Genomic DNA, 25,327 nt, shown 5'->3' on the forward strand with positions numbered 1-25,327 from the left:
GGCACCGACTTTAAAGGTATAAAAAGAGTAATTTAAATACCGATAAAGCATATTGATATCACACAAAAAACTATCCTGTGGATTTGCGACGGCAGCGGGAGACGGCTATTTTCCTTTGCGCTGTAGGAAGGATCTTTTTTTCAAAATGCCCCTCCAAGGACGTGCAGCTTTTGGCCAGACTCCCCCGGCCGAACCATCACAAGGAAGAGAACATGGCTGACGTAAAAGTGCCGCCGCGGCTGGATCCGCAGGACATCGTGAAATTGCTGGTGGCGCTGCGCAGGGCGTTGAAGGCGCGGGTGGCCTGAAATCTTTTGATCTTGGCGCAATAAAAAACGCCGACGCTGTAGTAGCCGTCGGCGTTTGAAACCTTGAAGGGGTTCGAGACGGCGGTGAATCAGAACGCCGGCAGTACAGCGCCACTGTATTTCTTGTCGATGAACGCCTTCACTTCCGGGCTGGTCAGGGCCTTGGCCAGTTTCTGGATGGCAACGCTGTCCTTGTTGTCCGGACGTGCCACCAGGAAGTTCACGTAAGGCGAATCGGCACCTTCGATCACCAGCGCGTCTTTAGCCGGGTTGAGGCCCGCGTCCAGCGCGTAGTTGGTGTTGATCATGTCCAGATCGACCTGGTCCAGAACACGCGGCAGCATGGCCGATTCCAGTTCCTTGAACTTGAAATTGTGCGGGTTCTTGGCGATGTCTTTCGGGGTGGCCAAAGCGTTTTTCGGGTCTTTCAACTCGATCAGGCCAGCCTTCTGCAGCAGGATCAGGGCACGGCCGCTGTTGCTGCCTTCGTTCGGGATGGCGATGGTTGCGCCGTCCTTCAGCTCAGCCAGGGTTTTGACTTTCTTCGAGTAGCCGCCGAACGGTTCGACGTGCACGCCGATCACAGTCACCAGGTTCGTGCCTTTGCCTTCGTTGAAGCTTTTCAGGTACGGCAGGGTCTGGAAGTAGTTGGCGTCCAGACGCTTCTGGTCGACCTGCACGTTCGGCTGAACGTAGTCGGTGAAGACTTTGATCTCCAGGTCCACGCCTTCTTTGGCGAGGGTTGGCTTGATCAGTTCAAGAATCTCGGCATGTGGAATCGGCGTCGCCGCAACCACCAGTTTCTCGCCAGCCTGGGCCAGGCCCGCGGTCAAGGCAGCCGCCAATGCGGTGAACAACAGAACCTTTTTCATGCAGTGTCCTTATCGAAAATCACGGTCGTCATCGACGACGGCTAAATGTTTAGGTGCCAGTGAAGTGCTATCGCTGGCGTGACGCGGACAATACCGGGATTTTTTATTCCCGAACAATATCTTTTATTCACTTTCATATTCCATTTTATTCATACAGTCCAATCCACGAACGACCCTGTAGAAGCGAGGCTTGCCCGCGAAGAGGGAGTGTCAGCCGACATCAATATTGCCTGGCACACCGCTGTCGCGAGCAAGCTTCGCTCCTACAGAAGCCCCGTGGTTTTGAGCAGGTCTTTCAAGGCCTCTTTTTCGGCGGCGGAGCCGCTGCCGAGGATTTTTTTCAGTTGCTGCTCGATCTGTAGCAACGATGCCGGCGCCTCGGGCAGATTCAAATGCTCCGGCAAAATCTCATCACCAGTACTCACCAGCAGCGCAAAGTGAATGACGTTCTCCAGCTCTCGGGTGTTGCCCGGCCAACTGTGTTGCTCCAGCAGATGCTGCGCGGCTTCGCTGATCAGTGGCACCGGCAGGTCGAGGCGTTGGCTGTAGATGCCGAGGAAGTATTCGGCCAGCGACAAAATATCGCCCACCCGCTCACGCAAGGCCGGCAGTTCGAGCTGGCCCTCGCTGAGGTAGTGATAAAGCCGCTCATGGAATTTTCCGGCCGCCACCGCTTGCGCCAGATCGATGCTGGTGGCCGCCACCAGACGCACGTCCACCGGGCTCGGCTGGTGCGCACCGACGCGGGTGACTTCGTGGTTTTCCAGGGCTGCTAGCAACTTGATCTGGATCGGCAGCGGCAGGTCGCCGATCTCGTCCAGATACAAGGTGCCGCCGTTGGCCGAGCCGAACCAGCCGGCACGACTGCTGGCCGAACCGCTGTAACTGCCGGCGGCATAGCCGAACAGTTCAGCATCGGCGTAAGTCGGGCTGATCGCGCCGCAATTGACGGACACGAACAACCCGCCACGATCACTGGCGCGATGGATGTGCCGCGCCAGCAGTTCTTTACCGCTGCCGGTTTCACCGCGAATCAACACCGAGATCGAACGTGGCGCCAGCTGTTCCAGCTCCTGACGCAACTGCCGGGAACGCGGATCGACAAACACCAGCGCCTTGGCACGGATGCTCAGCGGGCTTTTCTCCGCATCGGGAAAGGTCAGCAATGGCTGACCGAAGGTTTCATGCAAACTCATGGCAGACTCCCGCCCAAAGCCGCCGGGAGACGGGGGCGTTTAACAAGAAAAAGGGTTACGCACGTCGCAGGGCGTGGTGTTCCATACGGTTTTGCAGGCGATAGAGATAGGCAAAACCCTGCTCCCAGCGCTGGTGACCGGACTTCACATTGATATGCCCGGCACCCGACAAAATCCCCGCCTCCGCACCCCAGTTGCGGGCCAGCTCAAGGGCTCGCGGCGCACTCACGGCGCTGTCGTTGTCGGAGCTGACCACCTGGCTCGGGAACGGCAGCAGGCTGGTTGGAATCGGGGCGAAGTTACGCAGCGCCGGCGAGCACGCGGGGCGCTCGACGTCCGCCGGCGCGACCAGCAAGGCGCCGCGTACTTGACGCAAAAATTGCAATGGCGCGGTGGCCGCCCAATGGGCGACGGTGATGCAACCCAGGCTATGGGCGATCAGGATCACAGGCGTGCTGTCGGCGGCAATCGCCTCGGCCAACGCCGCGACCCAGTCTTCGCGACGAGGCGTCAGCCAATCGGCCTGCTCCACCCGCGCGCTGTTTGGCAGGCTGTTCTGCCAGTGGGTTTGCCAATGATCTTCTGGCGATCCTTGCCAGCCCGGCACAATCAGGTAGCGAATTGATTCGTTGCGCATGGGGGAGCTCTCCTGCTGTGTGTCTGTTCCTGATCGAGTATAGGGAGGAGAGTTATATTCGCTAAGGAATAAGAAGCTATTTATTAAGACCAATATCGAATATACGTTTGCCCGAAATAAAAAAGGGGCCGCACCCTGCCAAGGAGACGGCCCCGGAAACTCAAAATCTGTTTGCGCTGATCAACAATCCTGAAGCCGATGATTGGCGAAATCGGTTATCCAATAAAGGAATATTTAATTACTTTATTAGGCCTAAATCGCATATACGAATCATCTTCGGCAATCGCCGACCCCTCGCTGCTTGCGTCACAACGTAGCGTCCCTTTGGGTCAAATTGATGACGAGCGCTTTTCGCCTTTGAGTTTCCGGGTGCCTTGCTCAAACCTGGGCGGCATGCACCTGACGGGGTTCTGTGGTCGCCTTGTGCGCAAATCGGTTCGCCCGTGCAAACGTCCCGAAATCATTGAACCGCACACCCATCTCGCGCATCACCTCATGCGCCACCGGCACCGTCATCTGGCGGATGTAAAACGGCTCCTTCACCACAAAGTGATGGATCCCGTGGCTGCTGCCGAAGTTGAAGCAGAACGCCTGCAATGGCCACAGCCACCAAGGGTTCAAGACCTGAGTCTGCTGAATCACATTCCCCGGCTCGACGTCACCGTAGTAGTGCATGTTCGAGCTGACAAAGTGCAGGCAGAACGTGCGCAACACGTTCGGACCGATGATCACCACGACAGCTATGTCGATCACTTGCATCACCGCCAATGTCGTCGCCGACCATTCGATGGGCACAGCCAACAGATGCACGATGCCGTTGACGGCGTGAAAACCGAGGAACACATACCACGCCCCCCAATGCATCAGCGCCAGCGGTGCGTAAACTTTCAGGGAGCGTTTGAGGATGCTGAACTTGTGCGCCCAGGTCTTGGCCCGCAGCATGCGGATAAACGCCGACATCACGTTGTCGCCAACCATCAACAGCCGCGCAAAACCCCAGCGCTCACCGTTGGTGATCGCCCGCTCTTCCATGTCGGCTTCAGTGCCGGACACCTTGTGGTGGTTGAGGTGCAAATGGCGGCGGATCCACGGATTGATGGTGCTCGGCCGCGCCAGCCACACCAGGCCCATCATCAGATTGTGCGGCACCCGCTGCTTGCGAAAATACATGCTGTGAATCAAGTCATGCTCAAGTTCATGGGTCAACGAGGCGAAGAACGCGTTGAGCAACAGGCATGCCCACCAAGCCATATATCCGTTGATGTAGAGCACTGCCGAACCGATCATCCCGGCCAGGGCGAAGGCCAGAATACCCGCGCCCAAGGCGTCCTGATGATTGAGAATCGGGTAGCGCTGACGCAGTTCGACGCCTTTGGCCAATACCACTTGGCGAATATGCGCTGATCGCTGTGCTGCATTCAGTCGCTGGGGACTTGCAGAAGTACCGTCCATGCTTCCATCCTCTGGTTATTGATGTTCGCATCCTGCCCTGTGATGCTTAACTGAACGGTAGCCGTGAACGCCAACCTGTTGACCGGACGCGCCAATCGACATGACTGAACCGACCTCCCTCGCCAGCTGGACCCGCGCCCTGCGCAAGCAGCTCGATGCGCTGGGCCTCGACAGCACCGCCCTGTGCCGACAGGCGGGGCTCGATCCGCAGTTGATGGACGACCCGAACGCCCGTTACCCGTTGTCCGGCACCACACGCCTGTGGGAAATCGCGGTACAGGTCAGTGGCGACCCGGCGATTGGCTTGCGGGTGTCGCGGTTTGTCAGCCCGACCACGTTTCATGCGCTCGGGTATGCGTTGGTGGCCAGCGGCAGCTTGCGGGAAGTGTTCGAGCGCATCGTGCGTTATCACCAGGTGGTCAGCGATGCGCTGGACCTGGAGTTGACCCGCGCCGAGGATCGCTATCGCTTCCGCCTGAAAATCCCCCAAGGCAACCCCGCGCCAGCCTTCGAAGCCATTGACGCCTTCGCGGCGATTTACGTGCGCACCTGCCGTAATCGGCTGGGCCGTGACTACGCGCCGCTGGCGGTTTATCTGCGCCGTCCGGAACCTGCCGACCCGCATCAATGGCACAAAGTGTTCCGTTCGCCGGTGTATTTCGCCGCCGAGGAAGACCGACTGGAATTCGCCCTGGTGGATTTCGACAGCCACCTGGACGACGCCAACCCGGAACTGGCCGAACACAACGAAACCGTGCTCAAACGCACCCTGGCACAACTCAAGCCCCTGACCTGGGAGCGCAAGGTTCGCGACGCCATTGAAGAGCAACTGCCTGAGGGCGAACCGTCGGCCGATCGCATCGCCGAAGCACTGCACTTGAGCTTGCGCAGCCTGCAACGGCACCTGGCGGACGAAGGTTGTCGATTCGATACGCTGCTCAACGAAAGTCGGGAAAACCTGGCGCTGCTGCACCTGCGCGACCCGCAATGCTCGTTGAGCGAGGTCAGTTATCTATTGGGATTCGCCGACACCAGCAGCTTCAGCCGCGCGTTCAAGCGCTGGACAGGGATGACGCCGGGGCAGTTTCGGGATGGGTTGCGGTAATAGATTCGCAAGGTGCGTTGAGATTTCCGGCCCCATCGCAATTTCTCAAGCACCACTGAAACCGCTACTGCTACCGCCCCCGATCTCGCCGCAACAGCTTGCGCACCCGCTTCACCAGCTCGCTGACGGTAAACGGCTTGAGCAGGTAATCATCCTCATGCAACTCCAACCCGCGCAGCCGGTCCTCGATGCCGTCCGTGGTGGTGAGCAACAGCACCGGTGTATCGCCGAGCTTGCGGATCTGCTGCAGCAACTGCCAGCCGTTGAGCCCCGGCAGCATCACGTCGAGGATAATCAATTCATATTCGCCAGATTCGATAAAGCGTCGGCCGTCCATGCCATTGAGCGCTACATCCACCGCATAACTCGCTTCGCTCAGGCCTTTGGCCAGGAGGCTGGCGGTCTCGGGTTCGTCTTCCACTAACAGCACACGCATGGCACACCTCGATTGTCGTCTTCACAGGCTAGGCGCGTTCATGGACAAAGCCCATCAATAAAATCGACAGCGCCTGCAAGTGCACATCAAACCACCGCCAACGCCCGCAACCGCTGCGCATCCAGAATCTCGATCTCGCCATACCTGAGATTCAGAATCCCCTGCCCCTGCAAGTCCTTGAGGATCTGGTTGGTGGTCTGGCGCGACAGCGACAGCATCGACGCCAGTTGCTCCTGCGGCAGTTGCAGAACGCGGCGCGGCAGGTCGATTTCACCATAACCCTCGGCGATCATCAGCAAGCGATGGGCCAGGCGCGCCGGGGCCGGCATCAGGCTCAGCTGTTCGAGGTTGATGAAGGTCAGGCGCAGTTTGTGGCTCATCAGCAATGCCAGTTGCCGCCAGTACACCGGGTGTTCGTCGAGCAACGCCAGCAGCGCTGTTTGCGGGATGTGCAACAGAATGCACTGGCCCACGGCGTAGGCATCATGGGTTCGCGGCTGACTATCGAACAGGCAGATTTCGCCGAACCAGTGCGGCGGCTCCACCAGACTCAGCAGCGCTTCCTTGCCCTGCTCATTCACCGCGCCAATGCGCACCGAACCTTCAAGCACCGCATACAACCCGCACGGGGGATCACCGCGTTTGAACAGCAGTTGCCCCGGCGATAGGCGCCGAATCCGGGCGATTGCCAGCAGACTATCCTGTAAGGAAACAGGTACATGACTGAACCATTGCCCCGTATCCAGGCGCGAACGCCAAACCTGCATGTCCATGAAAACTCCTGGAGATTGTCGCCTGGCTGACAGAGCGAGAGATGAACCCGGGGCATCATCAATCACCCTACAGGAGGAATAACAATGAAAAGCCTCGTTGACCATCTCAGTCAATACGCCGCCTACCACCGTGATCCGCGCAATATCGCCAGCCACTTCGTGGGCATTCCCCTGATCGTCGTGGCGGTCGCGGTGTTGCTGTCGCGTCCGCAATGGGCTGGGGGCTGGCTGTCACCGGCAGTGCTGGTGTCACTGGTGTCGGCATGGTTTTACCTGCGCCTGGAACTGCGGCTGGGGGTGCTGATGACGGTATTGCTGGGCCTGTCGGTCTGGCTGGGGAATGTGCTGGCGCAGCAGAGCACGTTCCTCTGGCTTACCAGCGGCATCGGGATGTTTGTGGTGGGTTGGGCGATTCAGTTTGTCGGTCATCATTACGAGGGGCGCAAACCGGCGTTTGTCGATGATGTGACGGGGTTGATTGTCGGGCCATTGTTTGTGGTGGTGGAAGCAGGCTTCCTGCTGGGGCTTCGGAGCGAACTGAAACGGGCCATCGAAGAACGCGCCGGGCCAGTGGTCTTGCGCAATCAACGCTCAGCCGCCTGAGAAAAAGAGCGGTAACGGATTGATGCCGTTACCGCTCAAGGTTTCACAGCGTGCCGAACTCGACCCGAACCGTCAGTGCACCGAGGTTGTCCTTCAAACCCGCTCCGTAGAGGCCTAGCAGGTCATCATTGATACACAACTGCAGCTCGCCTTGCTGGCCGGCCGGAATCTGCGCCAGATCACCGATCAGGAAGGGAATGCCAAAGTCACCAACACGGCCGATCAAAGCACCTTCGGCGGCCCCCATCAGCGTATAGCCGAACTTGGCGATGTAGTTCGGATTGCCCTTTCCATCCACCCAATTACCCTCCGGGCTGGCACACCATAAGCCAAGGACACAACGAGCCAGACGTGGAACCAGACCGTTGATCTGTACACCGGTGCCCTGCCAGGGCAGATTGGCCAGAACCTCCACCGTCGCAGCCTTCAGGTCGTTGGCCAGCGTATCCCCGGCCTGGAACGACAACGCGGCAATCGTCAGGCTCGGGTTCGAAGTGCCGGTGCTGGGGAAGACGCCATCGCCCACCAGGAACAGGTTCTTGTGGTCCCAACTGCGCTGGTATTTGTCGACGACCGATTTGGTTGGATCATCGCCCATGCGATAGGTCCCCATCAGGTGCCCGGCGCCCTGGAAACTGTAAGGCTCATTGTCGTAGGTGAACGTTCCGGGCGTGAGAGGCTTCGTCAGCTCCACCGCGCCGAGCAGTTCGGTGATGATGTGAGTCGCCAACTTCTTCGCCTGCTTGAAGCCCTCCTTGGTGTATTTGGACAGGTCATAGTGAATTTCCGGCCGGGGAATGCCGAGCCGGTCCTTGTACTCGGTCGACGGCACGATGTAACACGTGGGGTGATCGGGATCGTCCTCGACCTGCTCCACCAGAAACGCGATCCGGAACTGACGGATGAACAAGTCGTTGAGCTTTTGAACCAACGCTGTCCCATAGAGCACTTGCTGTGGTTTCAAGGCCGGCGGTAGCGGGTTGGTTTGACTGTGATTCGCCCCGTCGATGAAGTCAGCCACGGTGGTGTAAGGATCGGTGGCCGGCCAGTTCCAGCCCTCGTTACCGATTTCGATGCGCCACGCCGCTCGAGATTTGCGAAAGTCACCGTCACGCAAACTCTCGATGCCCGCCGTGGACAGAGGACCCCGGTACGGAAAAACCGCCTTGCCTTCAGGCATCAGCCCCCATGCCAGGTAGATCGGGTGATCGGCCAGGCTGCGTCCCACCTGCCCACTGCTGTTGGCCACACCTTTGGGCCAGGCCGGACTCGTGGAGTTCAGTAATAGCTTGGGTGTCTCGATGGCATGGGCGGCGATCACATAACGCTGCCCGATAGCGACGCCGGTTCCAGTGACCGGGCCGTCGCCAAGCTGATACTGAATGAATTCGATACCGTTGATATTGCTGTCCGCCCCGACGGTCACTTTGCTCGCCACGGTTCGGTACAACACCTTGACCTTGCCGGTGGCCAGGGCCTTGTTCATTGTCACTGTCGCATCGTACTTGGCCTGGATCGGACAGATCGGTGTGCAGTTGGTGTTGCCGGCACACACCCGGCGCCCCGCGTAAGGTTGGGAATTGCGCCCGGCGGGCGTCGGACTGACCACCAGCGGCAAGCCGTCGAACATCTGCCCCGTCACGGCCGTGACAAAACTGCCATCGACCAGCGACAACGGAATGCTATGCATCGGGAATGAATAACCTTCGGGAAAGGTCATGCCCAGATAGGCCTGGTCGGCGACATTGGCCGCCACGCCGATTTCCGCCTCGGCCCGGCAGTAGGCACTTTGCAGATCGTCATAGCCGATAGGCCAGTCCACCCCGACGCCGTATTTTGATTTCAGGCGAAAATCGTTCGGCACCATGCGCAGACATGTCCCGACCCAATGCCAGGTGGTGCCGCCGCCGACCCGTTCATAGGTGCTGGTGAAGGGCATCGGGCCTTTCTGTACCAGATAGCTGATCGCCGGCTTGTCCCAGCCCAGGATCAAATCGGCGATGGTCGCACGTGGGGCGTTCTCGTTGGTCGGATCACGGGGCGTGTCCAGGCTCGTCACCGGTGGGTAAGGGGCTTCGGGGGTTTTCAGCGTGGCCGTATAGAAGCGCTCCAGGTATTGAGCACGGTTGGCCGGGATTTCCGGGCCTGATTCGAGCACCAGCACATCCACCCCGGCCATGCCCAGTTGATAAGCGATGATGCTGCCGGCCAGCCCCGCGCCAACGATCACTACGTCCGCTTGTTCGGTACTCATGACAAGGCTCCTTGCTGTCCGCTGGCGGGTACCCCGGTGTAATCCTCAAGGCTCGGCGGTGTGGTGTTCCAATAGCCGAAAAACATCTCGCTGTAGCCCATGGGATGGGCCTGGGCAATTTTCCAGGCCCAGCTGTTGATGTAGGCCTGATCGGACACCACCATCGAATCGGTCGATTTGTAGCTCCCGGTGGCATAGGGCTGATACCAGACACCCAACAACCACAGTTTCATGATCGAACGCGCTGCTCGGGCGGTTTGCGTAGTCGCCGGTTGCGCCCCATCCATCAGTACCGCCTGGGCGATCCGGTCCGGAGGCTCAAGGTCCGCCGCCATCGTGGCGTACTGAGTCAGCAAGGCGTTGAGCACATCAGGCGTGATGCGCGGCGTGATGAACTCGAGAAAGATCGGCGGCAAGCCCACCTGGTCGATGGCCGGCGCCAGTCGATCAGCGGGAATGCCGGTGAGGGCCGATGAAAGGCCAATGAAGTTTTGCAGATCACTGCTCATGGCTGACTCCTTGTCCACCCGTGGACTGTGCGCGTTCAAGCAGGTAGGTGAAATCCGCGAAGCTGGTGCGCGGGGATTCGGTGACATGGGTGGCCGCATTGCCGTGGCACGCCATGCAACTGGAAGACGCCTGGGGTACGGTGCCCTGGATATAGGTTTCCAGCGTGGCGTTGGCCAGGAACAAGGGCGCGGGACTGCCCAGTGGGTTGGTCGCCGATATCTGGCAATTGGGCTGTGGAGGGGCAGACGGCCACTGGGTGCTGATCAATTGATAGTTCGCCCAGACGCTCTGCGGATTGACCGTCCGCAGCAGGGCCTGGTACGTGGTGTTCAGCTTTTTGGTGGCGTCGGTCAGCGGCGCGTCACGCTCGATCTGCGAGGGCGTCGCCTTGACTGCCGGGTTCCACGGCCGTGGCGGAGGCTGGTTGACGTCGCTCTTGCTGTTGACGTTGTAGAACAGGTACGGGCCCACCCGCTGCTCAGGAGGTGTGGATTTCTCCGGTACGTTTTTCACATGTTCGAAGGTTGACCACACCCACTGCGCCGCATTGGCGGTCTTATGAACGATGTGCAACCCCACCAGCCCGACCGGCTCGGATACGCACGACTCCTCGACAATCGGCCCATGACTCGGATCGTTGTTGCCCGGCGTATAGACCAGTGCATCGACGGTGTGGAAATCCTGCCTGCGGTCATTGGGGCCCAGTACTTTCCACGACGCCTTCACCATCACCGCACCGACCTGCTTCGTCTCAGCCGAGCCACAGCTGAAAGCCACGGCGTTGCTCGGGCTCGCGGCGAAAAACTTCTGCTGGCCTTCGATGCTGTACAGCCCGTTGTTGACGATCCCGTCGAACATCGATTGGTTGACCACGATTTCGTTGCGCGTATAGACGCCGTTCTGATCCACCAGCGGGCCGCTCTCGAAAGGCTGAATAAACTCATCCAGCACATCGGGCACCTTGCCCATCTGTTGCAACAGGCGGCCAGGCTTGAGTGACTTGCACACTTCGGGGAGGGTAGCCGGCGCATCCCAGGGCAGCGGTGTCTGTCCCTTGGCCCGGAATATCTGGTAGCTCTCTTTCCAGCTTTCCCACACCGTGGCCCCATCCTGCTTGCCGATGGGGGTGCCGGTATTTGGATCGCCATTGTCCAGCGCCGGCCAGCTCAGGGCGATGAAGGTCTGCCACGACAAGTCATCGAAATCGGCCTGCAGGCTAGGCAGAGAAACCGGTTGGGTAACCGTGACATCAAAGGGTATCTGCGGCGACAGCGAGGGGGCGGCAATGGCGGACGAGCCCAACAAAGCGCTCAACAAGGCACAGCCAAACGGGCCATGCCGACTGACTTCCATTCTCATGTTTTATCTCCTTGGCATCAGGGCGCCAGGAGATAACACCGGTCCGTCATGGACTCTCACTGCCTCCTGGCAAGTCAGAGTCTAGGTAGGGTTTGAGGCAAAAAAATCACGGGGGTAGAACCGATCGAAGCAAGGTCGGTTGGTGTTATTACAGATTGGGCGAGGTGTGCTTGGAGACGCCATCGCGAGCAAGGACTTTGGGTTGCCGACAGAGTTTGTGGTCAACACCAATCCACTGCTGGAACGAGCCTGCTCGCGATGCTTTGGCCCTTAAATGTTGGCGACTTTCTGCCAGACCTTGGGTTTGAAGAACAACGTCTCACCCTTCGTCAATCCAACCAGGCTGTCGTGATCCTTCACCACTTCAGCTTCAATCAACTCGCTCTGGCCTTCGACCTTCAGCGTCACCCGCGTGGTGGCGCCCAATGGACGAATATCCCGCACTTCAGCGGCGTGGTGGTCTTCCAGTTCATGCCGCGACAGCGACACTTCGTGTGGACGGAACAGTACGTGCCGGTCTTCGCCCAAATGCAGACGGTTCGAATCGCCGAGGAAGTGATAGACGAAATCGCTGGCCGGATTTTCGTAGACGTCGCCCGGTGACCCGATCTGCTCGATCACCCCCTTGTTCATCACCACGATCCGGTCGGCAACTTCCATCGCCTCTTCCTGGTCGTGGGTCACGAATACCGAAGTCAGGTTGATGTCTTCGTGCAGCCGCGCGAGCCAGCGACGCAGTTCTTTACGGACCTTGGCATCGAGTGCACCAAAAGGCTCGTCGAGCAGCAGCACTTTCGGCTCCACCGCCAGGGCGCGGGCCAACGCGATGCGCTGACGCTGGCCGCCGGAGAGTTGTTCCGGGTAGCGATCGGCCAACCAGTCCAGTTGCACCATGTTCAGCAGTTCGTGGACTTTCACCGCGATCTGGCTTTCGTTCGGACGCTGGTTTTTCGGCTTCATACGCAGGCCGAACGCAACGTTGTCGAACACCGTCATATGGCGGAACAAGGCGTAGTGCTGGAACACGAAACCGACGTTGCGATCACGCACGTCGTGGCCGGAAACATCTTCGCCGTGGAACACGATGTTGCCCTGATCCGGGGTTTCCAGGCCGGCGATGATTCGCAGCAATGTGGTCTTGCCGCAGCCGGACGGCCCCAGCAGCGCCACGAGTTCGCCGCTTTGAATGTCCAGGCTGATGTTGTCCAGCGCCTTGAACGCGTGGAAGTTCTTGCTGACGTTACGCACTTCGATCGACATGACTTATTCCTCCGCGGCGCTGGCGCGCAGGCGGTTAATACGGTTTTCGCTCCACTGCTTGAGCAGCAGGATGAAGAGCGCCAGGATCAGCAACAGGCTCGCCACGGCGAACGCGGCCACGTGGTTGTATTCGTTGTAGAGAATCTCGACGTGCAGCGGCAAAGTGTTGGTCACCCCGCGAATGTGCCCGGACACCACCGACACCGCCCCGAACTCACCCATGGCCCGCGCGGTACACAGCACCACGCCATAGATCAGGCCCCATTTGATGTTCGGCACGGTGACGTGCCAGAACATCTGCCAGCCATTGGCGCCAAGCAAACGCGCGGCCTCTTCCTCCTGGGTACCTTGTTCCTGCATCAGCGGGATCAGCTCACGGGCCACGAACGGCACGGTGACGAAAATCGTCGCCAGCACAATGCCCGGCAAGGCGAAGACGATCTGAATGTCATGGTCCTGCAACCACGGGCCGAACAGCCCCTGGGCGCCGAACATCAGCACGTAGACCAGACCTGCGATCACCGGCGACACCGAGAACGGCAAGTCGATCAGGGTCACCAGCATGCTCTTGCCGCGGAACGAGTATTTGCTCACGCACCACGCCGCGCTGACACCGAACACCAGGTTCAGCGGCACCGAAATCAACACCGCAATCACCGTGAGTTTCAGGGCCGACAACGCGTCCGGCTCAAAGATCGCGGTGAAGAACGCCCCCAGGCCCAGCTTCAGGCCCTGGGACACCACGATGAACAGCGGCAGTAACAGAAACAGCGCAAAAATCAGCCAGCCGAGGCCAATGAGGATTCGCCGCGAAGCAGCACTGCCACGGCGGGCGGCGTTCGAGGAGGCCGCTGCAATAGACGATTGGGACATTTTTCGCGCCTCCTTATGGGGTTTCGATGCGCCGCTGCAACAAGTTGATCAGCAGCAACAGGACAAAGGAAACCACCAGCATCAGTACACCAATGGAGGTGGCGCCGGTGTAATCGTACTGGTCGAGTTTGACCATGATCAGCAGCGGCAGAATTTCGGTTTTCATTGGCATGTTGCCAGCGATGAAAATCACCGAACCGTACTCGCCGACCCCACGGGCAAAGGCCAAAGCGAAACCGGTCAGCCAGGCCGGGAGCAGCGCCGGCATCAGAATATGGCGGAAAACCTGCAACGGATTTGCCCCCAGGCACGCCGCCGCCTCCTCCACTTCACGGGGGATATCGGCCAGTACAGGCTGTACCGTACGTACTACGAATGGAAGTGTTACAAAAGTCAGCGCCAGGGTGATGCCGAGGGGGGTATACGCGATCTTGAAACCCAGGTCCGCCGCGAACTGACCCACCAGGCCGGTGGGGGTGTACAGCGCGGTCAACGCAATACCGGCCACGGCAGTGGGCAATGCGAAGGGCAGATCGATCATCGCATCGATGACTTTGCGCCCCGGGAAGGTGTAGCGCACCAGCACCCAGGCCAGCAGCGTGCCGATCACGCCGTTGATGATCGCGGCGTACAACGCGGTGCCGAAGCTCAGCTTCAACGCGGCCAGCACCCGAGGTGCCGAGATGATTGCCCAGAACTGGTCCCAGGTCAGTTGAGCGGCATGCACGAACATCGCCGCCAGTGGAATGAGCACAATCAGGCTGAGGTACACCAAGGTGTAGCCCAGCGTCAGCCCGAAGCCGGGTATGACGGGGGAGATACGACGCGACATAAAAGTCCTTGGTTGAGAACGCACTAAGCCCCGACGGCAAGATCGGGGCCCGTTGGCAGATCTATTTCAGGCTACTGCGCCTGGTAAATCTGGTCGAACACGCCACCGTCATTGAAGAACTTCGGTTGGGCGGTTTTCCAGCCGCCGAAATTCTTGTCGATGGTCACCAGCTCCAGGGTCGGGAACTGTTTGGCGTACTTGGCGGCTACGTCCTTGTCACGTGGACGATAGAAGTTTTTCGCCGCAATTTCCTGGCCGGCCGGGCTGTACAGGTGCTTGAGGTACGCTTCGGCGATTTCCGTATTGCCCTTCTTCTCGGCGTTCTTGTCGACCACAGCCACCGGTGGCTCGGCAAGGATCGACAGCGAAGGCACGACGATGTCGAACTTGTCGGCGCCGCCGTCTTCTTTCAAGGCCAGGAAAGCTTCGTTTTCCCAGGCCAGCAACACGTCGCCCTGGCCGTTGTTGACGAAGGTGATGGTCGAACCGCGAGCACCGGTGTCCAGCACAGGCACGTGCTTGAACAGGGTCTGCACATACTCTTTGGCCTTGGCTTCGTTACCGCCATTGGCTTTCAGGCCATAGGCCCAGGCCGCGAGGAAGTTCCAGCGTGCACCGCCGGAGGTTTTCGGGTTCGGGGTGATGACCTCCACGCCGTTTTTGGTCAGGTCACCCCAGTCCTTGATGCCTTTCGGGTTGCCCTTGCGCACCAGGAACACGATGGTCGAGGTGTAAGGCGTGCTCGCTTCCGGCAGACGCTTCTGCCAGTCAGCCGGCAGGCTCTTGCCAAGCTTGGCGATTTCGTCGATGTCACCGGCCAGGGCCAGGGTCACCACGTCGGCCCGCAGACCGTCGATCACCGCCCGGCCCTGCTTGCCTGAGCCACCGTGGGACTGCTGGATCTTCACGTTGTCGCCAGCGTGGTCTTTCTTCCAGAAGTTGATGAACTCGGCGTTGTAGTCCTGATACAGCTCACGGGTCGGGTCATACGACACGTTGAGCAGTTCGTAATCCTTGGCAACCGCGGAACCAGCAAAAAGGGCACTGGCCAGGGCGGCCAACGCAAAATGGCGAATCGACGACATGGTGAAAGCTCCTGGAATTCTTGGTGTGGTGGCTTTTTCTTATGGTCTGGAACGGGTTGCCTGACTCAAGGATCGAAGCCTTCGACGCTCCCGTAGGAGCCGCCGAAGGCTGCGATCTTTTGATCTTTGCTTCAGCTCGACTTGTTGCCCGGATGCTGCAAACGGAATTTCTCTTTGCGTTCGATCTGTACCACCTGGGCGTTGTGCACGGTGATTTCCACCGCGCCAAAGCGCAGATCGCGCAACGCGCTCTGGATCTCACGCAAAATGGTAGCTTCGTCCTGCCCGTCAACACTGCGTAGGGATGCGCTCATGGTGCTGCTCCTTTAATGAGATATGCCTGGCAGTGGCGGGCACTGCGTACGGCGTGAGAGCAATAGTAGATAGGCGCAGATATTCTTAAAAATACTATTTAAGAATGTTTATATAACCAAAATGAATTATTTGATGGGACAAGGGATTGCGGGGGATCTACTATTTTCAGGGCCACACAAAACCCTGTGGCGAGGGGGCTTGCCCCCCGTTGGGTCGCCGTAGCGGCCCCAAATTTTTGCGTCTGCTGCGCAGCCGAACGGGGCGGTGCGGCGTTCCGACAAGCCCCCTCGCCACAAGAAGCAGTTCAGGCACTCATCCAATCACCGGCGCCCGAACCCAATCCAAGGACGCCGCCGGTACAGGTCGCCCAAACCAGTACCCCTGCCCCAGATCGCAATCGTGCTCGAGCAGGAAAGCCGCCTGCTCGACCTGCTCGATCCCCTCGGCATGCACCTGCATTCCCATGCTTTGCGCCAACGCAACGATCACCCGCGCGATCGCCGCGTCATCCTCATCACCCGGCAAGCCTGCGACGAATCCCTGATCGATCTTGAGTTTTTGCACCGGTAAACGCTTGAGTCGCAGCAACGACGAATAGCCCGTGCCGAAGTCATCGATGGCCAACCGCACGCCCAACTCACGCAAGCGATGCATCTGCTCCAGCGCCACTTCCGGATCTTCCATCACCGCGCTTTCGGTGACTTCCAGCTCCAGATACGCCGGATCCAGCCCGGTGTCGTGGAGCACCTGAGCCACCTGTTGGTACAACTCACGGCGAGCGAACAGGCGCGAAGAAACGTTCACCGCAACAAACGACAACACCACGCCCCCGGCTTGCCACTGGCACATTTGCTGACAGGCCTGGCGCATGACCCAGGCATCGATCTCGGCAATCAACCCGGTGCGTTCGGCAATGGGGATGAACTCAGCCGGTGACACCAGTCCGCGCTGTGGATGCTCCCAGCGCACCAGGGCCTCAACGCCAATCAGACGACTGGTCTTGAGGTCGTGCACGGGTTGGTAATAAACCCGCAACTCCTGCTGTTCCAGTGCTCGGCGCAACTCGAACGCAATCTCGACACGTTGCTGGGCATGCGCGGTCAGCTCTTCGGTGTAGAGGGCATAGCTGTCGCGACCGGCGCTCTTGGCCTTGAACAGTGCCGAGTCGGCATTGCGCAACAGTTGCTCGGCGCTCAACGCATCGCTGGGGAACAGGCTGATGCCGACACTGGCGTTGATGAACAACGAATGCCCGTCAATCTGAAACCGCTCCTTGAGACCATCGATGACCCGCTGGGCCAGCGCCGCGGCATGCCCCGGTTGCGGGCAATTTTCAGCCAATAGGGCAAATTCGTCGCCACTGAGCCGCGCCAGGGTGATGCCCGGGCCGAACAAGGTATTCAGACGCTCAGCCACGCCCTTGAGCAATTGATCACCAACACTGTGACCGAGGCTGTCGTTGATCAATTTGAAGTGATCGAGGTCGATCATCAGCAACGCACAACCGCGCTTATGGGCCTGCGCCGAGGCCACAGCCTGCCCGGCACGGTCGGTAAACAGCAGGCGATTGGGCAGATTGGTCAGCGGATCGTGGTGGGCCAGGTGCGTCAGTTCATGCTCGGAGTTCTTGATCGCACTGATGTCGGAAAACACCGCAACGTACTGGCTGAGCCGCCCCTGATCGTCATGAACGAGGCGGATCGTCTGCCATTGCGGGTAAATCTCGCCGCTTTTGCGACGATTCCAGATTTCCCCGCTCCACTCACCCAGGCTTTCGAGTGTCGCGAACATCGCCTGGTAGAAACCCGGCGGGTGATGGCCCGACTTGAACATGCTCGGTCGCTGACCCAGCACTTCCTCACACTGGTAGCCGGTGATTTCCATGAACGCCCGGTTCACATGGACGATCAGCCCGTTGCTGTTGGTGACCAGTACCCCTTCGCGGGTGCAATCGAACACCGCGGCCGCCTGTCGCAAACGCTCCCGGTCGGCATTACGTTCCCGCAATTTGGCGCCGACGCCCAGGCAGCGAAACAAACGTGCACGCGCGATGAAAATCAGCCCGGCACTGAAGGCCACCCAGGCATAACCGTTGATCAGTTGCCAGCGCAGCAGGTCGGTGGAGTTATCGAAGAAACTGTTCAATAAATAACCACTGAACTGCAGCCAGACTACGGAAAGCACCAGGTAAAGTAGCGCTGCACGCAAGGCATCGCGATATGTGGCTGACATTCGAGCGTCCATGTCCCTACAAAAAAGGCTGGAATTATAGATTAAAGAAACATCCCGCCACTCTTATCTGAAAGGGCGACTGGTTTTATCTGTGGGCTAAGTGATAATGCGACGGCTGTTTTTTTCTTTATCGAGGGTCCTATAGGCTATGTGGTACGAAGGTTTTCTTGGCTTATCGCCCTGGTCACTGGTGGCAGTCACCCTGCTGATGACCCACGTCACAATCGTCGGCGTCACAGTCTATCTGCATCGCTATTCAGCCCATCGCTCGCTTGAGCTCAATGCCGGCCTGAAACATTTCTTCCGCTTCTGGCTGTGGTTGACCACGGCGCAGAACACCCGCGAGTGGACAGCTATCCACCGCAAGCATCACGCCAAATGCGAAACCGTCGATGACCCGCACAGCCCGGTCATCAAGGGCTTGTCCACCGTTCTGCGCAAAGGTGCCGAGCTGTACCGCGCCGAAGCGGAAAACCCCGAGACCCTGCGCATCTACGGCAAGAACTGCCCCGAAGACTGGATCGAACGCAACCTCTACAGCCGTTTCCCGCTGCTGGGCGTGGCGATCATGGGCGTCATCGACCTGCTGCTGTTCGGCACCATCGGCATCACCATCTGGGCCATCCAGATGATGTGGATCCCGGTCTGGGCCGCCGGCGTGGTCAATGGCTTGGGCCATGCCATCGGCTACCGCAACTTCGAATGCCGCGATGCGGCGACCAATCTGGTGCCCTGGGGCATCCTGATCGGCGGCGAAGAACTGCATAACAACCATCACACCTACCCTAACTCGGCCAAACTGTCGGTGAAGAAGTGGGAATTCGACCTCGGCTGGGCCTGGATCCAGGTCTTCAGCTTCCTGCGCCTGGCCAAGGTCCAGCGGGTTGCGCCGATCGCCCACCGTGTCGAAGGCAAAGGCAACCTGGACATGGACACCGCCATGGCGATCCTCAACAACCGCTTCCAGATCATGGCCCAGTACCGCAAGCTGGTGATCGCGCCACTGGTCAAGCAAGAGCTGGAAAAGGTCGATCACTCGGTCCGCCACCAGTTCCACCGGGCCAAACGCCTGCTCTCGCGGGAAACCAGCCTGCTGGACGACAAGCACCACATGCGCATCCAGACCATGCTCGAGCACAGCCAGGCGCTGAAGGTAATTTACGAGAAACGCCTGGCCTTGCAGCAGATCTGGGTCAAGACCAGCTCAAATGGTCACGACATGCTGGCCGCCATCAAGGATTGGGTACACGAGGCCGAAGCCAGCGGGATTCAATCCCTGCGCGACTTCGCCGACCAACTGAAAACCTACTCCCTGCGCCCCGCCATCTGACCTGTAGGAGCTGCCGCAGGCTGCGATCCTTTGATCTTGAAAGAGCAAAATCAAAAGATCGCAGCCTGCGGCAGCTCCTACAAACGCGTCGCCAGTACCGCCCGGCGGGAGCAAGTGCCCTCGCCAAATAAAGCGGGAACTTCGCCCCAATTCTCCTATCTCAAAGACACTTCGCCACCCCGGCGGGCTTTGTGTTGGCCGCTGTCGAAATAGCGGCACGCCCTTTGAGACTTGTGCCGATGGTCAATAAAAACCTACAAGACACATCCCTTCCACAGTGGCCCGAGGCCGCGCAAACGCTGATGGCGCTGATGCATGCGCAGGGTGAAGTGGCGCGCCTGAGCGAACGCGAACAGCTGTTCAGCTCGCTGCTGGTCAGCGTCAACGCCGTGCTTTGGGCATTCAACTGGGAAACCCGTCAGGTGCTCTACGTCAGCCCGGCCTATGACCGGATCTTCGGCCGCCCCGCCGGCCTGTTGCTGTCCGACTACAACCACTGGCGTGACAGTGTTTATCCCGACGATCTGGACTACGCCGAGCGCAGCCTGGCGCAAGTGCTGGTCAACGGCGCCGTTGAAGACCGCGAATACCGCATCATCGCCGCCGACGGCCAAGTGCGCTGGCTCAGCGACAAGTGCTTCATCAACCGCCAGGCCGAGCCGGGTCAACCGGTGATCATCGTTGGTATTGCCGAAGACATCACCGAAAAGAAGCAGATGGAAACCGAGCTCCACCGCCTGGCCACCACCGACGTACTGACCCAAAGCAGCAACCGCCGACACTTCTTCGAATGTGCCAATCACGAGTTCGAGCAGGCACGCCAGCAAGGCAAGCCGCTGGCCTTCCTGCTGCTGGACATCGATGACTTTAAAGTGATCAACGACACCTACGGCCATCCGGAAGGCGACAAGGTGCTGCAACGCATCGCTGAGAGCGGTCGCGCGGCCCTGCGGCGTGGTGATCTGTTCGGGCGGATCGGCGGTGAGGAATTCGCCGCCGTGTTCCCCGGTTGTGCACCGGACATGGCCATGCAAGTGGCCGAGCGCCTGCACCGGGAGATTCAACGGTTGAGTTTCAGCCATGACGACCAGACGTTCGGCATCACCGTCAGCCAGGGCCTGACCAGCCTCACGCCCGAGGATGAAAACCTCGACAGCCTGTTCGCCCGCGCAGATGCGGCGATGTACCAGGCCAAGCGCCAGGGCAAGAACCGGATAATCTCCAGCTGAGAACTGTCTGGCACTGAAGCCACAGAGCCTCGCTCCTACAAGATTGGCGTCTGGCTTATTTTTTGCGCAAGCGCATCAGCTCCGGCAATCCGATCTTGAGCAACCGCGCCGTGCGGCTCTTGGCCAATGCCTCGATCCCCTCATGCTCGGTCAGGCGCGCCAGTTGCGCGGCCATGTTCATCACCAGCGCTTCGCGGGAGTAAACCCCGCCACCGAGCTGATAAACCGCCGCAATCAGCTCACGCAGCTCCAGCGGCAGCCGCCAGCGGGTGCGCAGCGCCGAACCGTAGGCCGCGCCGAATTCGGCCAGGGCATCGCCGACTTCCTCCCATTCATCCAGCTCACCACCGGCCTGCTTCCACTCCTGCAAACAGCGCAGCAACGCCAGGTCGCCGAGGCGATGCAGCATGCCCGCGCAATAACAGCGCTCCTGATCCAGATCCAGCAAGCGCGCCAGCGTTCGCGCGTATTCAGCGGTGTGCAGGGACAGTTCCCAATAGCGCTCGGCATAGTCCGCCAGTTGCGAATCATTGAGCCGGGCACTGCGTTTGAGGGCAAGCCCCAGAATCAGGTTCATGCTTTGCCCGGTGCCCAAGCGATGCAGCGCCTGGGACAGGGTTTGCACGGCGGCGCCATGATGCTGGGCCGCGCTGTTGGCGGCGGCAATCAGCACGGCGGTGACTTGCGGGTCGGTGCGGATTTCGTCTTCCAGCCGCGTCAGGTCGAGGCCATCGGGATTGAGGCTACGTTTGATCGCCACCTGCACATCGGTCATCAGCGGTGCACCGTCCGCCAGTTCACGCCGCCGTTCCAGATACACCGACAAGGTCATGCCCGGCGCCAATGACGGCACCTCGCAAGACACCTCTTCACCAGCGTTCAACAGCAAATCCTGCAGACGCTGGGTCAGGTTTTCCATGTCCAGGGGTTTGGTCAGGTACGCCGTGGGCGCCAGAGGCAAAGCTTCACGCACGCTGGCGCTGTCGTTGCGGCTGCTCATCAGAATGAACGGCAACGGCGGATTACGTTTGCGCTGACGAACACTGCGCAACACATTCAGGCCATCGACGCCGGGCAACTCCCAGTCGACGATCACCAGGTCATAAGGATTTTCCGCCAACAGCTGCAGCGTTTCCTGGCCATCGGCACACAGGTCCAGCCGCGCATCGCAGCGCACATTCAACAACACCTGCTTGAGCAGGTCGCGGGACCAAGGGTCCGCCTCGGCAATCAGCACTCGCGGTACAGCGGGTAATACCACAGCAGTCATCTGCACACTCCAACGGCAATGCTTGCACCTTAGTCAATGCTGGCCATTCGATACAGCCCAATTGCTCCTGATGTGTTTCAAGGGACATAAAAAAACCCGCCGAAGCGGGTTTTTTGTCGATCAGTTCACAAACGGATCAGAGCTCGGCGAAGCACTCTTCGATGATCGCCAGGCCTTTGTCCAGTTGCTCGTCCGGCGCGGTCAGCGGTACCAGCACGCGCAGAACGTTGCCGTAGGTGCCGCACGACAGCAGGATCAGGCCCTTGTCGCGAGCCTTGGCCACAACGGCGGCTACAGCAGCCGGGTTCGGCTTGTGGCTGTCGCCGTTTTCAAACAGCTCGACAGCGATCATCGCACCCAGGGCACGCACGTCGCCGATCACCGGGTATTTGGCCTGAATGGCTTTCAGACCAGTCACCAGACGCTCGCCAACCGCTTTGCAACGGTCCAGCAGGTGCTCTTCTTCGAACACTTCCATCACGGCCAGGGCCGCGGCGCAAGCGATCGGGCTACCGGCGTAAGTGCCGCCCAGGCCGCCTGGAGCGATGGCGTCCATGTATTCGGCTTTGCCACACACACCGGCCAGCGGGAAGCCGCCAGCGATGGATTTGGCGAAGGTGGTCAGGTCGGCGGCAACACCCATCTGTTCCATGGCGAAGAAGGTGCCGGTACGGCCAGCGCCCGTCTGCACTTCGTCAGCGATCAACAGAATGCCGTGCTGGTCGCACAAAGCGCGCAGACGCTTCATGAACTCTTTAGGCGCGACGTAGAAACCGCCTTCGCCCTGCACCGGCTCGATGATGATCGCAGCGATGTCACGCGGCTCAGCGTCGTTCTTGAAGATGCGCTCGATGCTGGCGATCGAATCGTCGATGCTCACACCGTGCAGTTCGTTCGGGTACAGCGCGCGGAAGATGCCGCCTGGCATCAGGCCCATGCCGGCCGAATAAGGCACGACTTTACCGGTCAGGCCCAGGGTCATCATGGTGCGACCGTGGTAAGCGCCGGTGAACGCGATCACGCCGGCACGGCCAGTGGCGGCGCGGGCGATCTTGATGGAGTTTTCCACAGCTTCGGAGCCGGTGGTCACCAGCAGGGTTTTCTTGGCGAAATCACCCGGCACCTTGGCGTTGATTTTTTCGCACACTTCCACGTACGGCTCGTAGGCCAGCACCTGGAAGCAGGTGTGGGTCAGCTTGTTCAGTTGTTCGGTGACGGCGGCGATGATTTTCGGGTGCACGTGACCGGTGTTCAGCACGGCGATACCGCCGGCGAAGTCGATGAACTCACGACCTTCAACGTCGGTTACGGTGGCGTTCTTCGCGTGGTCGGCGAAGATCGGGTGAATCTGGCCAACACCACGGGGTACAGCAGCAGTGCGGCGGGCCATCAAATCAGCGTTAGTCTTGCTCATACATTCCTCATTCGCCGCTCATCGGTCGGCGTGGTTCAAGGATTAAGCGGCGGGGAAGCAACTACGGCAGCATGCGATGATCGACTGCCACAGCGTTCCCGGCCACAGAGAAAATTCCGTTTGAAGCGCGCAAAGGGACAGCGCTCTCGTGCCCTTTGCGTTTGAAGCAATGCCTTGCCGGGCTTATCCCTTCGGGCTTAGATGCCCAGGCAGAGGTATTTGATTTCCAGGTAATCTTCGATGCCGTACTTGGAGCCTTCACGGCCCAGGCCCGACGCCTTGATGCCGCCGAACGGCGCGACTTCGTTGGAGATCAACCCGGTGTTGACGCCGACCATGCCGTATTCCAGGGCTTCAGCCACACGGAACACACGCCCCAGGTCACGCGCATAGAAGTACGAGGCCAGACCGAACTCGGTGTCGTTGGACATCGCAATCACGTCGGCTTCGTCTTTGAAGCGGAACAGTGGCGCCAACGGACCGAAGGTTTCTTCCTTGGCCACGGCAGCGTTGTTCGGCACGTTGGTCAGGATGGTCGGTTCGAAGAAGTTGCCTTGCATGCTCTTGCCACCCGCCAGCACGGTGGCGCCTTTGCCGACTGCGTCAGCAATGTGCTCTTGAACCTTGGCCACGGCTTTTTCGTCGATCAGCGGGCCAGTGGTGGTGCCGTCTTCCAGACCGTTGCCGATCTTGAGTTTGGCCACGGCGACTTTCAGCTTCTCGGCGAACGCGTCGTAGACCGAATCCTGAATGTACAGACGGTTGGCGCAGACGCAGGTCTGGCCGTTGTTGCGGTACTTGGAAATGATCGCGCCTTCGACAGCCTTATCCAGATCCGCGTCGTCGAACACGATGAACGGCGCGTTGCCGCCCAGTTCCAGCGAGACTTTCTTGATGTCCTTGGCGCACTCGGTCATCAGCTGACGACCGATTTCGGTCGAACCGGTGAACGACAGCTTGCGCACGATCGGGTTGCCGGTCAGCTCGCTGCCGATGTCGCCAGCGCTGCCGGTCACCACACTGAACACGCCGTTCGGAATACCGGCACGCTGAGCCAGTTCAGCCAGAGCGAATGCAGAGAACGGAGTTTGCGATGCAGGCTTGAGCACCATGGTGCAACCGGCGGCCAGGGCCGGGCCGGCTTTACGGGTGATCATTGCAGCCGGGAAGTTCCACGGAGTAATCGCAGCGGTCACGCCGATCGGCTGCTTGATCACGATCAGGCGCTTGTCTGGCTGGTGACCCGGAATCACGTCACCGTAGACGCGCTTGGCCTCTTCAGCGAACCACTCGATAAAGGAAGCGGCGTAAACGATCTCGCCCTTGGCTTCAGCCAATGGCTTGCCCTGCTCCAGGGTCATCAGGCGAGCCAGGTCGTCCTGGTTCTCGATGATCAGCTCGAACCAGCGACGCAGCTTGTTCGCGCGCTCCTTGGCGGTCAGTGCACGCCAGGCCGGCAGCGCTTTATCAGCAGCTTCAATCGCCCGGCGGGTTTCGGCAGCGCCCATTTTCGGCACAGTGCCCAGAATTTCGCCCGTTGCCGGGTTATTGACCTTGATCGTCTGACCGTTGTCCGCATCGACCCAAGCGCCATCGATAAAGGCTTGCTGGCGGAACAACTGGGTGTCTTTAAGCTGCATGTCGGCTTTCCTTAACAGCACCGCGGCCAGCGCGGAGCGAATTATGATTGTAGAAAGGCGCCTTATAGGCTGCCGTCAGGGAAATCATTCACCGGGCTGAAGCACATAAATAGCGCACTGATCGAACTCGTGCGGTTCAGCACCCAGACAAGAGCGTTTGAAATCTCAAACGAATCCTAGGATCAAAGGGGGTAAAGGACAATAGGCTGTTCGAAAAAAAGAACGAAAACGCCGCATTTGCTTATTTTTTCTGATCAACGTAGCAAACGCCGGTTACGCTTTGGAAAAACGCAGGCGATTCAGCGGCATGGACGCCCGCAGCGCATATGAGTATCATGGCGC

The 25,327-nt window shown here is 59.5% G+C and carries 22 protein-coding genes; 4 read left to right on the forward strand and 18 right to left on the reverse strand.

The window, feature by feature from the left end:
* Positions 1–397 precede the first annotated feature (397 nt).
* The 4 genes from JUI81_RS07010 to JUI81_RS07025 all read right to left on the reverse strand — a co-directional run bounded on the left by JUI81_RS07010 (position 398) and on the right by JUI81_RS07025 (position 4,465).
* Positions 398–1,180, reverse strand: a complete 783-nt coding sequence (locus JUI81_RS07010) for a MetQ/NlpA family ABC transporter substrate-binding protein (protein WP_007941045.1) — start codon at positions 1,178–1,180, stop codon at positions 398–400.
* A gap of 263 nt (positions 1,181–1,443) precedes the next feature.
* Positions 1,444–2,376 carry a sigma 54-interacting transcriptional regulator gene (locus tag JUI81_RS07015; protein ID WP_204123981.1) on the reverse strand — a complete coding sequence of 311 codons (933 nt, stop codon included), beginning with the start codon at positions 2,374–2,376 and terminating at the stop codon, positions 1,444–1,446.
* Positions 2,377–2,431: 55 nt separating this feature from the next.
* Positions 2,432–3,013: an alpha/beta hydrolase gene (locus JUI81_RS07020; RefSeq protein WP_019581711.1), complete on the reverse strand. Its 582-nt coding sequence runs from the start codon at positions 3,011–3,013 to the stop codon at positions 2,432–2,434.
* A gap of 378 nt (positions 3,014–3,391) precedes the next feature.
* The gene (locus JUI81_RS07025; protein ID WP_204123982.1) at positions 3,392–4,465 is read right to left on the reverse strand and encodes a fatty acid desaturase; all 1,074 of its coding nucleotides are present in this window, start codon (positions 4,463–4,465) and stop codon (positions 3,392–3,394) included.
* A 100-nt stretch (positions 4,466–4,565) separates the two neighbouring features.
* Here JUI81_RS07025 and JUI81_RS07030 point away from each other — a divergent pair, with 100 nt between their 5' ends.
* Positions 4,566–5,570, forward strand: a complete 1,005-nt coding sequence (locus JUI81_RS07030) for an AraC family transcriptional regulator (RefSeq protein ID WP_019581709.1) — start codon at positions 4,566–4,568, stop codon at positions 5,568–5,570.
* Between the two features lie 70 nt (positions 5,571–5,640).
* Here JUI81_RS07030 and JUI81_RS07035 read toward each other — a convergent pair whose 3' ends face one another.
* Together JUI81_RS07035 and JUI81_RS07040 are read right to left on the reverse strand one after the other, a co-directional pair.
* The gene (locus JUI81_RS07035; protein WP_019581708.1) at positions 5,641–6,006 is read right to left on the reverse strand and encodes a response regulator; all 366 of its coding nucleotides are present in this window, start codon (positions 6,004–6,006) and stop codon (positions 5,641–5,643) included.
* A gap of 86 nt (positions 6,007–6,092) precedes the next feature.
* A complete protein-coding gene (locus JUI81_RS07040) occupies positions 6,093–6,779 on the reverse strand; it encodes a Crp/Fnr family transcriptional regulator (protein ID WP_019581707.1) in 687 nt (228 codons plus the stop codon).
* A gap of 84 nt (positions 6,780–6,863) precedes the next feature.
* On the opposite strand from JUI81_RS07040, the gene JUI81_RS07045 reads away from it, so the two are divergent.
* Complete coding sequence (locus JUI81_RS07045) at positions 6,864–7,382, forward strand: DUF962 domain-containing protein (RefSeq protein WP_204123983.1); 519 nt, start codon at positions 6,864–6,866, stop codon at positions 7,380–7,382.
* 43 nt (positions 7,383–7,425) lie between these two features.
* On the opposite strand, the gene JUI81_RS07050 is transcribed toward JUI81_RS07045, so the two are convergent.
* The 9 genes from JUI81_RS07050 to dibA form a co-directional block, all read right to left on the reverse strand.
* Positions 7,426–9,636: a GMC family oxidoreductase gene (locus JUI81_RS07050; RefSeq protein ID WP_204123984.1), complete on the reverse strand. Its 2,211-nt coding sequence runs from the start codon at positions 9,634–9,636 to the stop codon at positions 7,426–7,428.
* Positions 9,633–10,145: a hypothetical protein gene (locus JUI81_RS07055; RefSeq protein ID WP_019581704.1), complete on the reverse strand. Its 513-nt coding sequence runs from the start codon at positions 10,143–10,145 to the stop codon at positions 9,633–9,635. The genes JUI81_RS07050 and JUI81_RS07055 overlap by 4 nt, the downstream gene beginning before the upstream one ends.
* Positions 10,135–11,505, reverse strand: coding sequence for a cytochrome C (locus JUI81_RS07060; RefSeq protein ID WP_204123985.1), 1,371 nt, complete (start codon positions 11,503–11,505; stop codon positions 10,135–10,137). The genes JUI81_RS07055 and JUI81_RS07060 overlap by 11 nt, the downstream gene beginning before the upstream one ends.
* 270 nt (positions 11,506–11,775) lie before the next feature.
* Positions 11,776–12,765 carry a sulfate/molybdate ABC transporter ATP-binding protein gene (locus JUI81_RS07065; RefSeq protein WP_018929361.1) on the reverse strand — a complete coding sequence of 330 codons (990 nt, stop codon included), beginning with the start codon at positions 12,763–12,765 and terminating at the stop codon, positions 11,776–11,778.
* A gap of 3 nt (positions 12,766–12,768) precedes the next feature.
* Positions 12,769–13,638 (reverse strand): sulfate ABC transporter permease subunit CysW, encoded by an 870-nt coding sequence (gene cysW / locus JUI81_RS07070; RefSeq protein WP_007941037.1) that lies wholly within the window; start codon positions 13,636–13,638, stop codon positions 12,769–12,771.
* A 13-nt stretch (positions 13,639–13,651) separates the two neighbouring features.
* Positions 13,652–14,470 carry a sulfate ABC transporter permease subunit CysT gene (gene cysT / locus JUI81_RS07075; protein WP_018929362.1) on the reverse strand — a complete coding sequence of 273 codons (819 nt, stop codon included), beginning with the start codon at positions 14,468–14,470 and terminating at the stop codon, positions 13,652–13,654.
* Between the two features lie 71 nt (positions 14,471–14,541).
* Entirely contained in the window at positions 14,542–15,555 is a 1,014-nt protein-coding gene (locus tag JUI81_RS07080) for a sulfate ABC transporter substrate-binding protein (RefSeq protein ID WP_204123986.1), read from the reverse strand.
* A gap of 131 nt (positions 15,556–15,686) precedes the next feature.
* A complete protein-coding gene (gene oscA / locus JUI81_RS07085; protein ID WP_018929364.1) occupies positions 15,687–15,869 on the reverse strand; it encodes a sulfur starvation response protein OscA in 183 nt (60 codons plus the stop codon).
* Positions 15,870–16,182: 313 nt separating this feature from the next.
* On the reverse strand, positions 16,183–18,102 hold the full coding sequence (gene dibA / locus JUI81_RS07090; protein WP_028939545.1) for a phosphodiesterase DibA: 1,920 nt from the start codon (positions 18,100–18,102) through the stop codon (positions 16,183–16,185).
* Between the two features lie 148 nt (positions 18,103–18,250).
* On the opposite strand from dibA, the gene desA reads away from it, so the two are divergent.
* Together desA and JUI81_RS07100 are read left to right on the forward strand one after the other, a co-directional pair.
* Entirely contained in the window at positions 18,251–19,432 is a 1,182-nt protein-coding gene (gene desA / locus JUI81_RS07095) for a delta-9 fatty acid desaturase DesA (RefSeq protein ID WP_204123987.1), read from the forward strand.
* A 239-nt stretch (positions 19,433–19,671) separates the two neighbouring features.
* Positions 19,672–20,661 (forward strand): sensor domain-containing diguanylate cyclase, encoded by a 990-nt coding sequence (locus tag JUI81_RS07100; protein ID WP_019581699.1) that lies wholly within the window; start codon positions 19,672–19,674, stop codon positions 20,659–20,661.
* 55 nt (positions 20,662–20,716) lie between these two features.
* Here the strand turns inward: JUI81_RS07100 and JUI81_RS07105 are convergent, their stop codons facing one another.
* The 3 genes from JUI81_RS07105 to gabD form a co-directional block, all read right to left on the reverse strand.
* A complete protein-coding gene (locus JUI81_RS07105; RefSeq protein WP_204123988.1) occupies positions 20,717–21,931 on the reverse strand; it encodes a response regulator in 1,215 nt (404 codons plus the stop codon).
* A 136-nt stretch (positions 21,932–22,067) separates the two neighbouring features.
* Entirely contained in the window at positions 22,068–23,345 is a 1,278-nt protein-coding gene (gabT, locus tag JUI81_RS07110) for a 4-aminobutyrate--2-oxoglutarate transaminase (RefSeq protein ID WP_204123989.1), read from the reverse strand.
* A gap of 197 nt (positions 23,346–23,542) precedes the next feature.
* Positions 23,543–24,985: an NADP-dependent succinate-semialdehyde dehydrogenase gene (gene gabD, locus JUI81_RS07115; protein WP_019581696.1), complete on the reverse strand. Its 1,443-nt coding sequence runs from the start codon at positions 24,983–24,985 to the stop codon at positions 23,543–23,545.
* Positions 24,986–25,327: the final 342 nt, after the last annotated feature.

Origin of the sequence: Pseudomonas sp. 008, assembly GCF_016861935.1 — a bacterium.
Lineage (GTDB): Bacteria > Pseudomonadota > Gammaproteobacteria > Pseudomonadales > Pseudomonadaceae > Aquipseudomonas.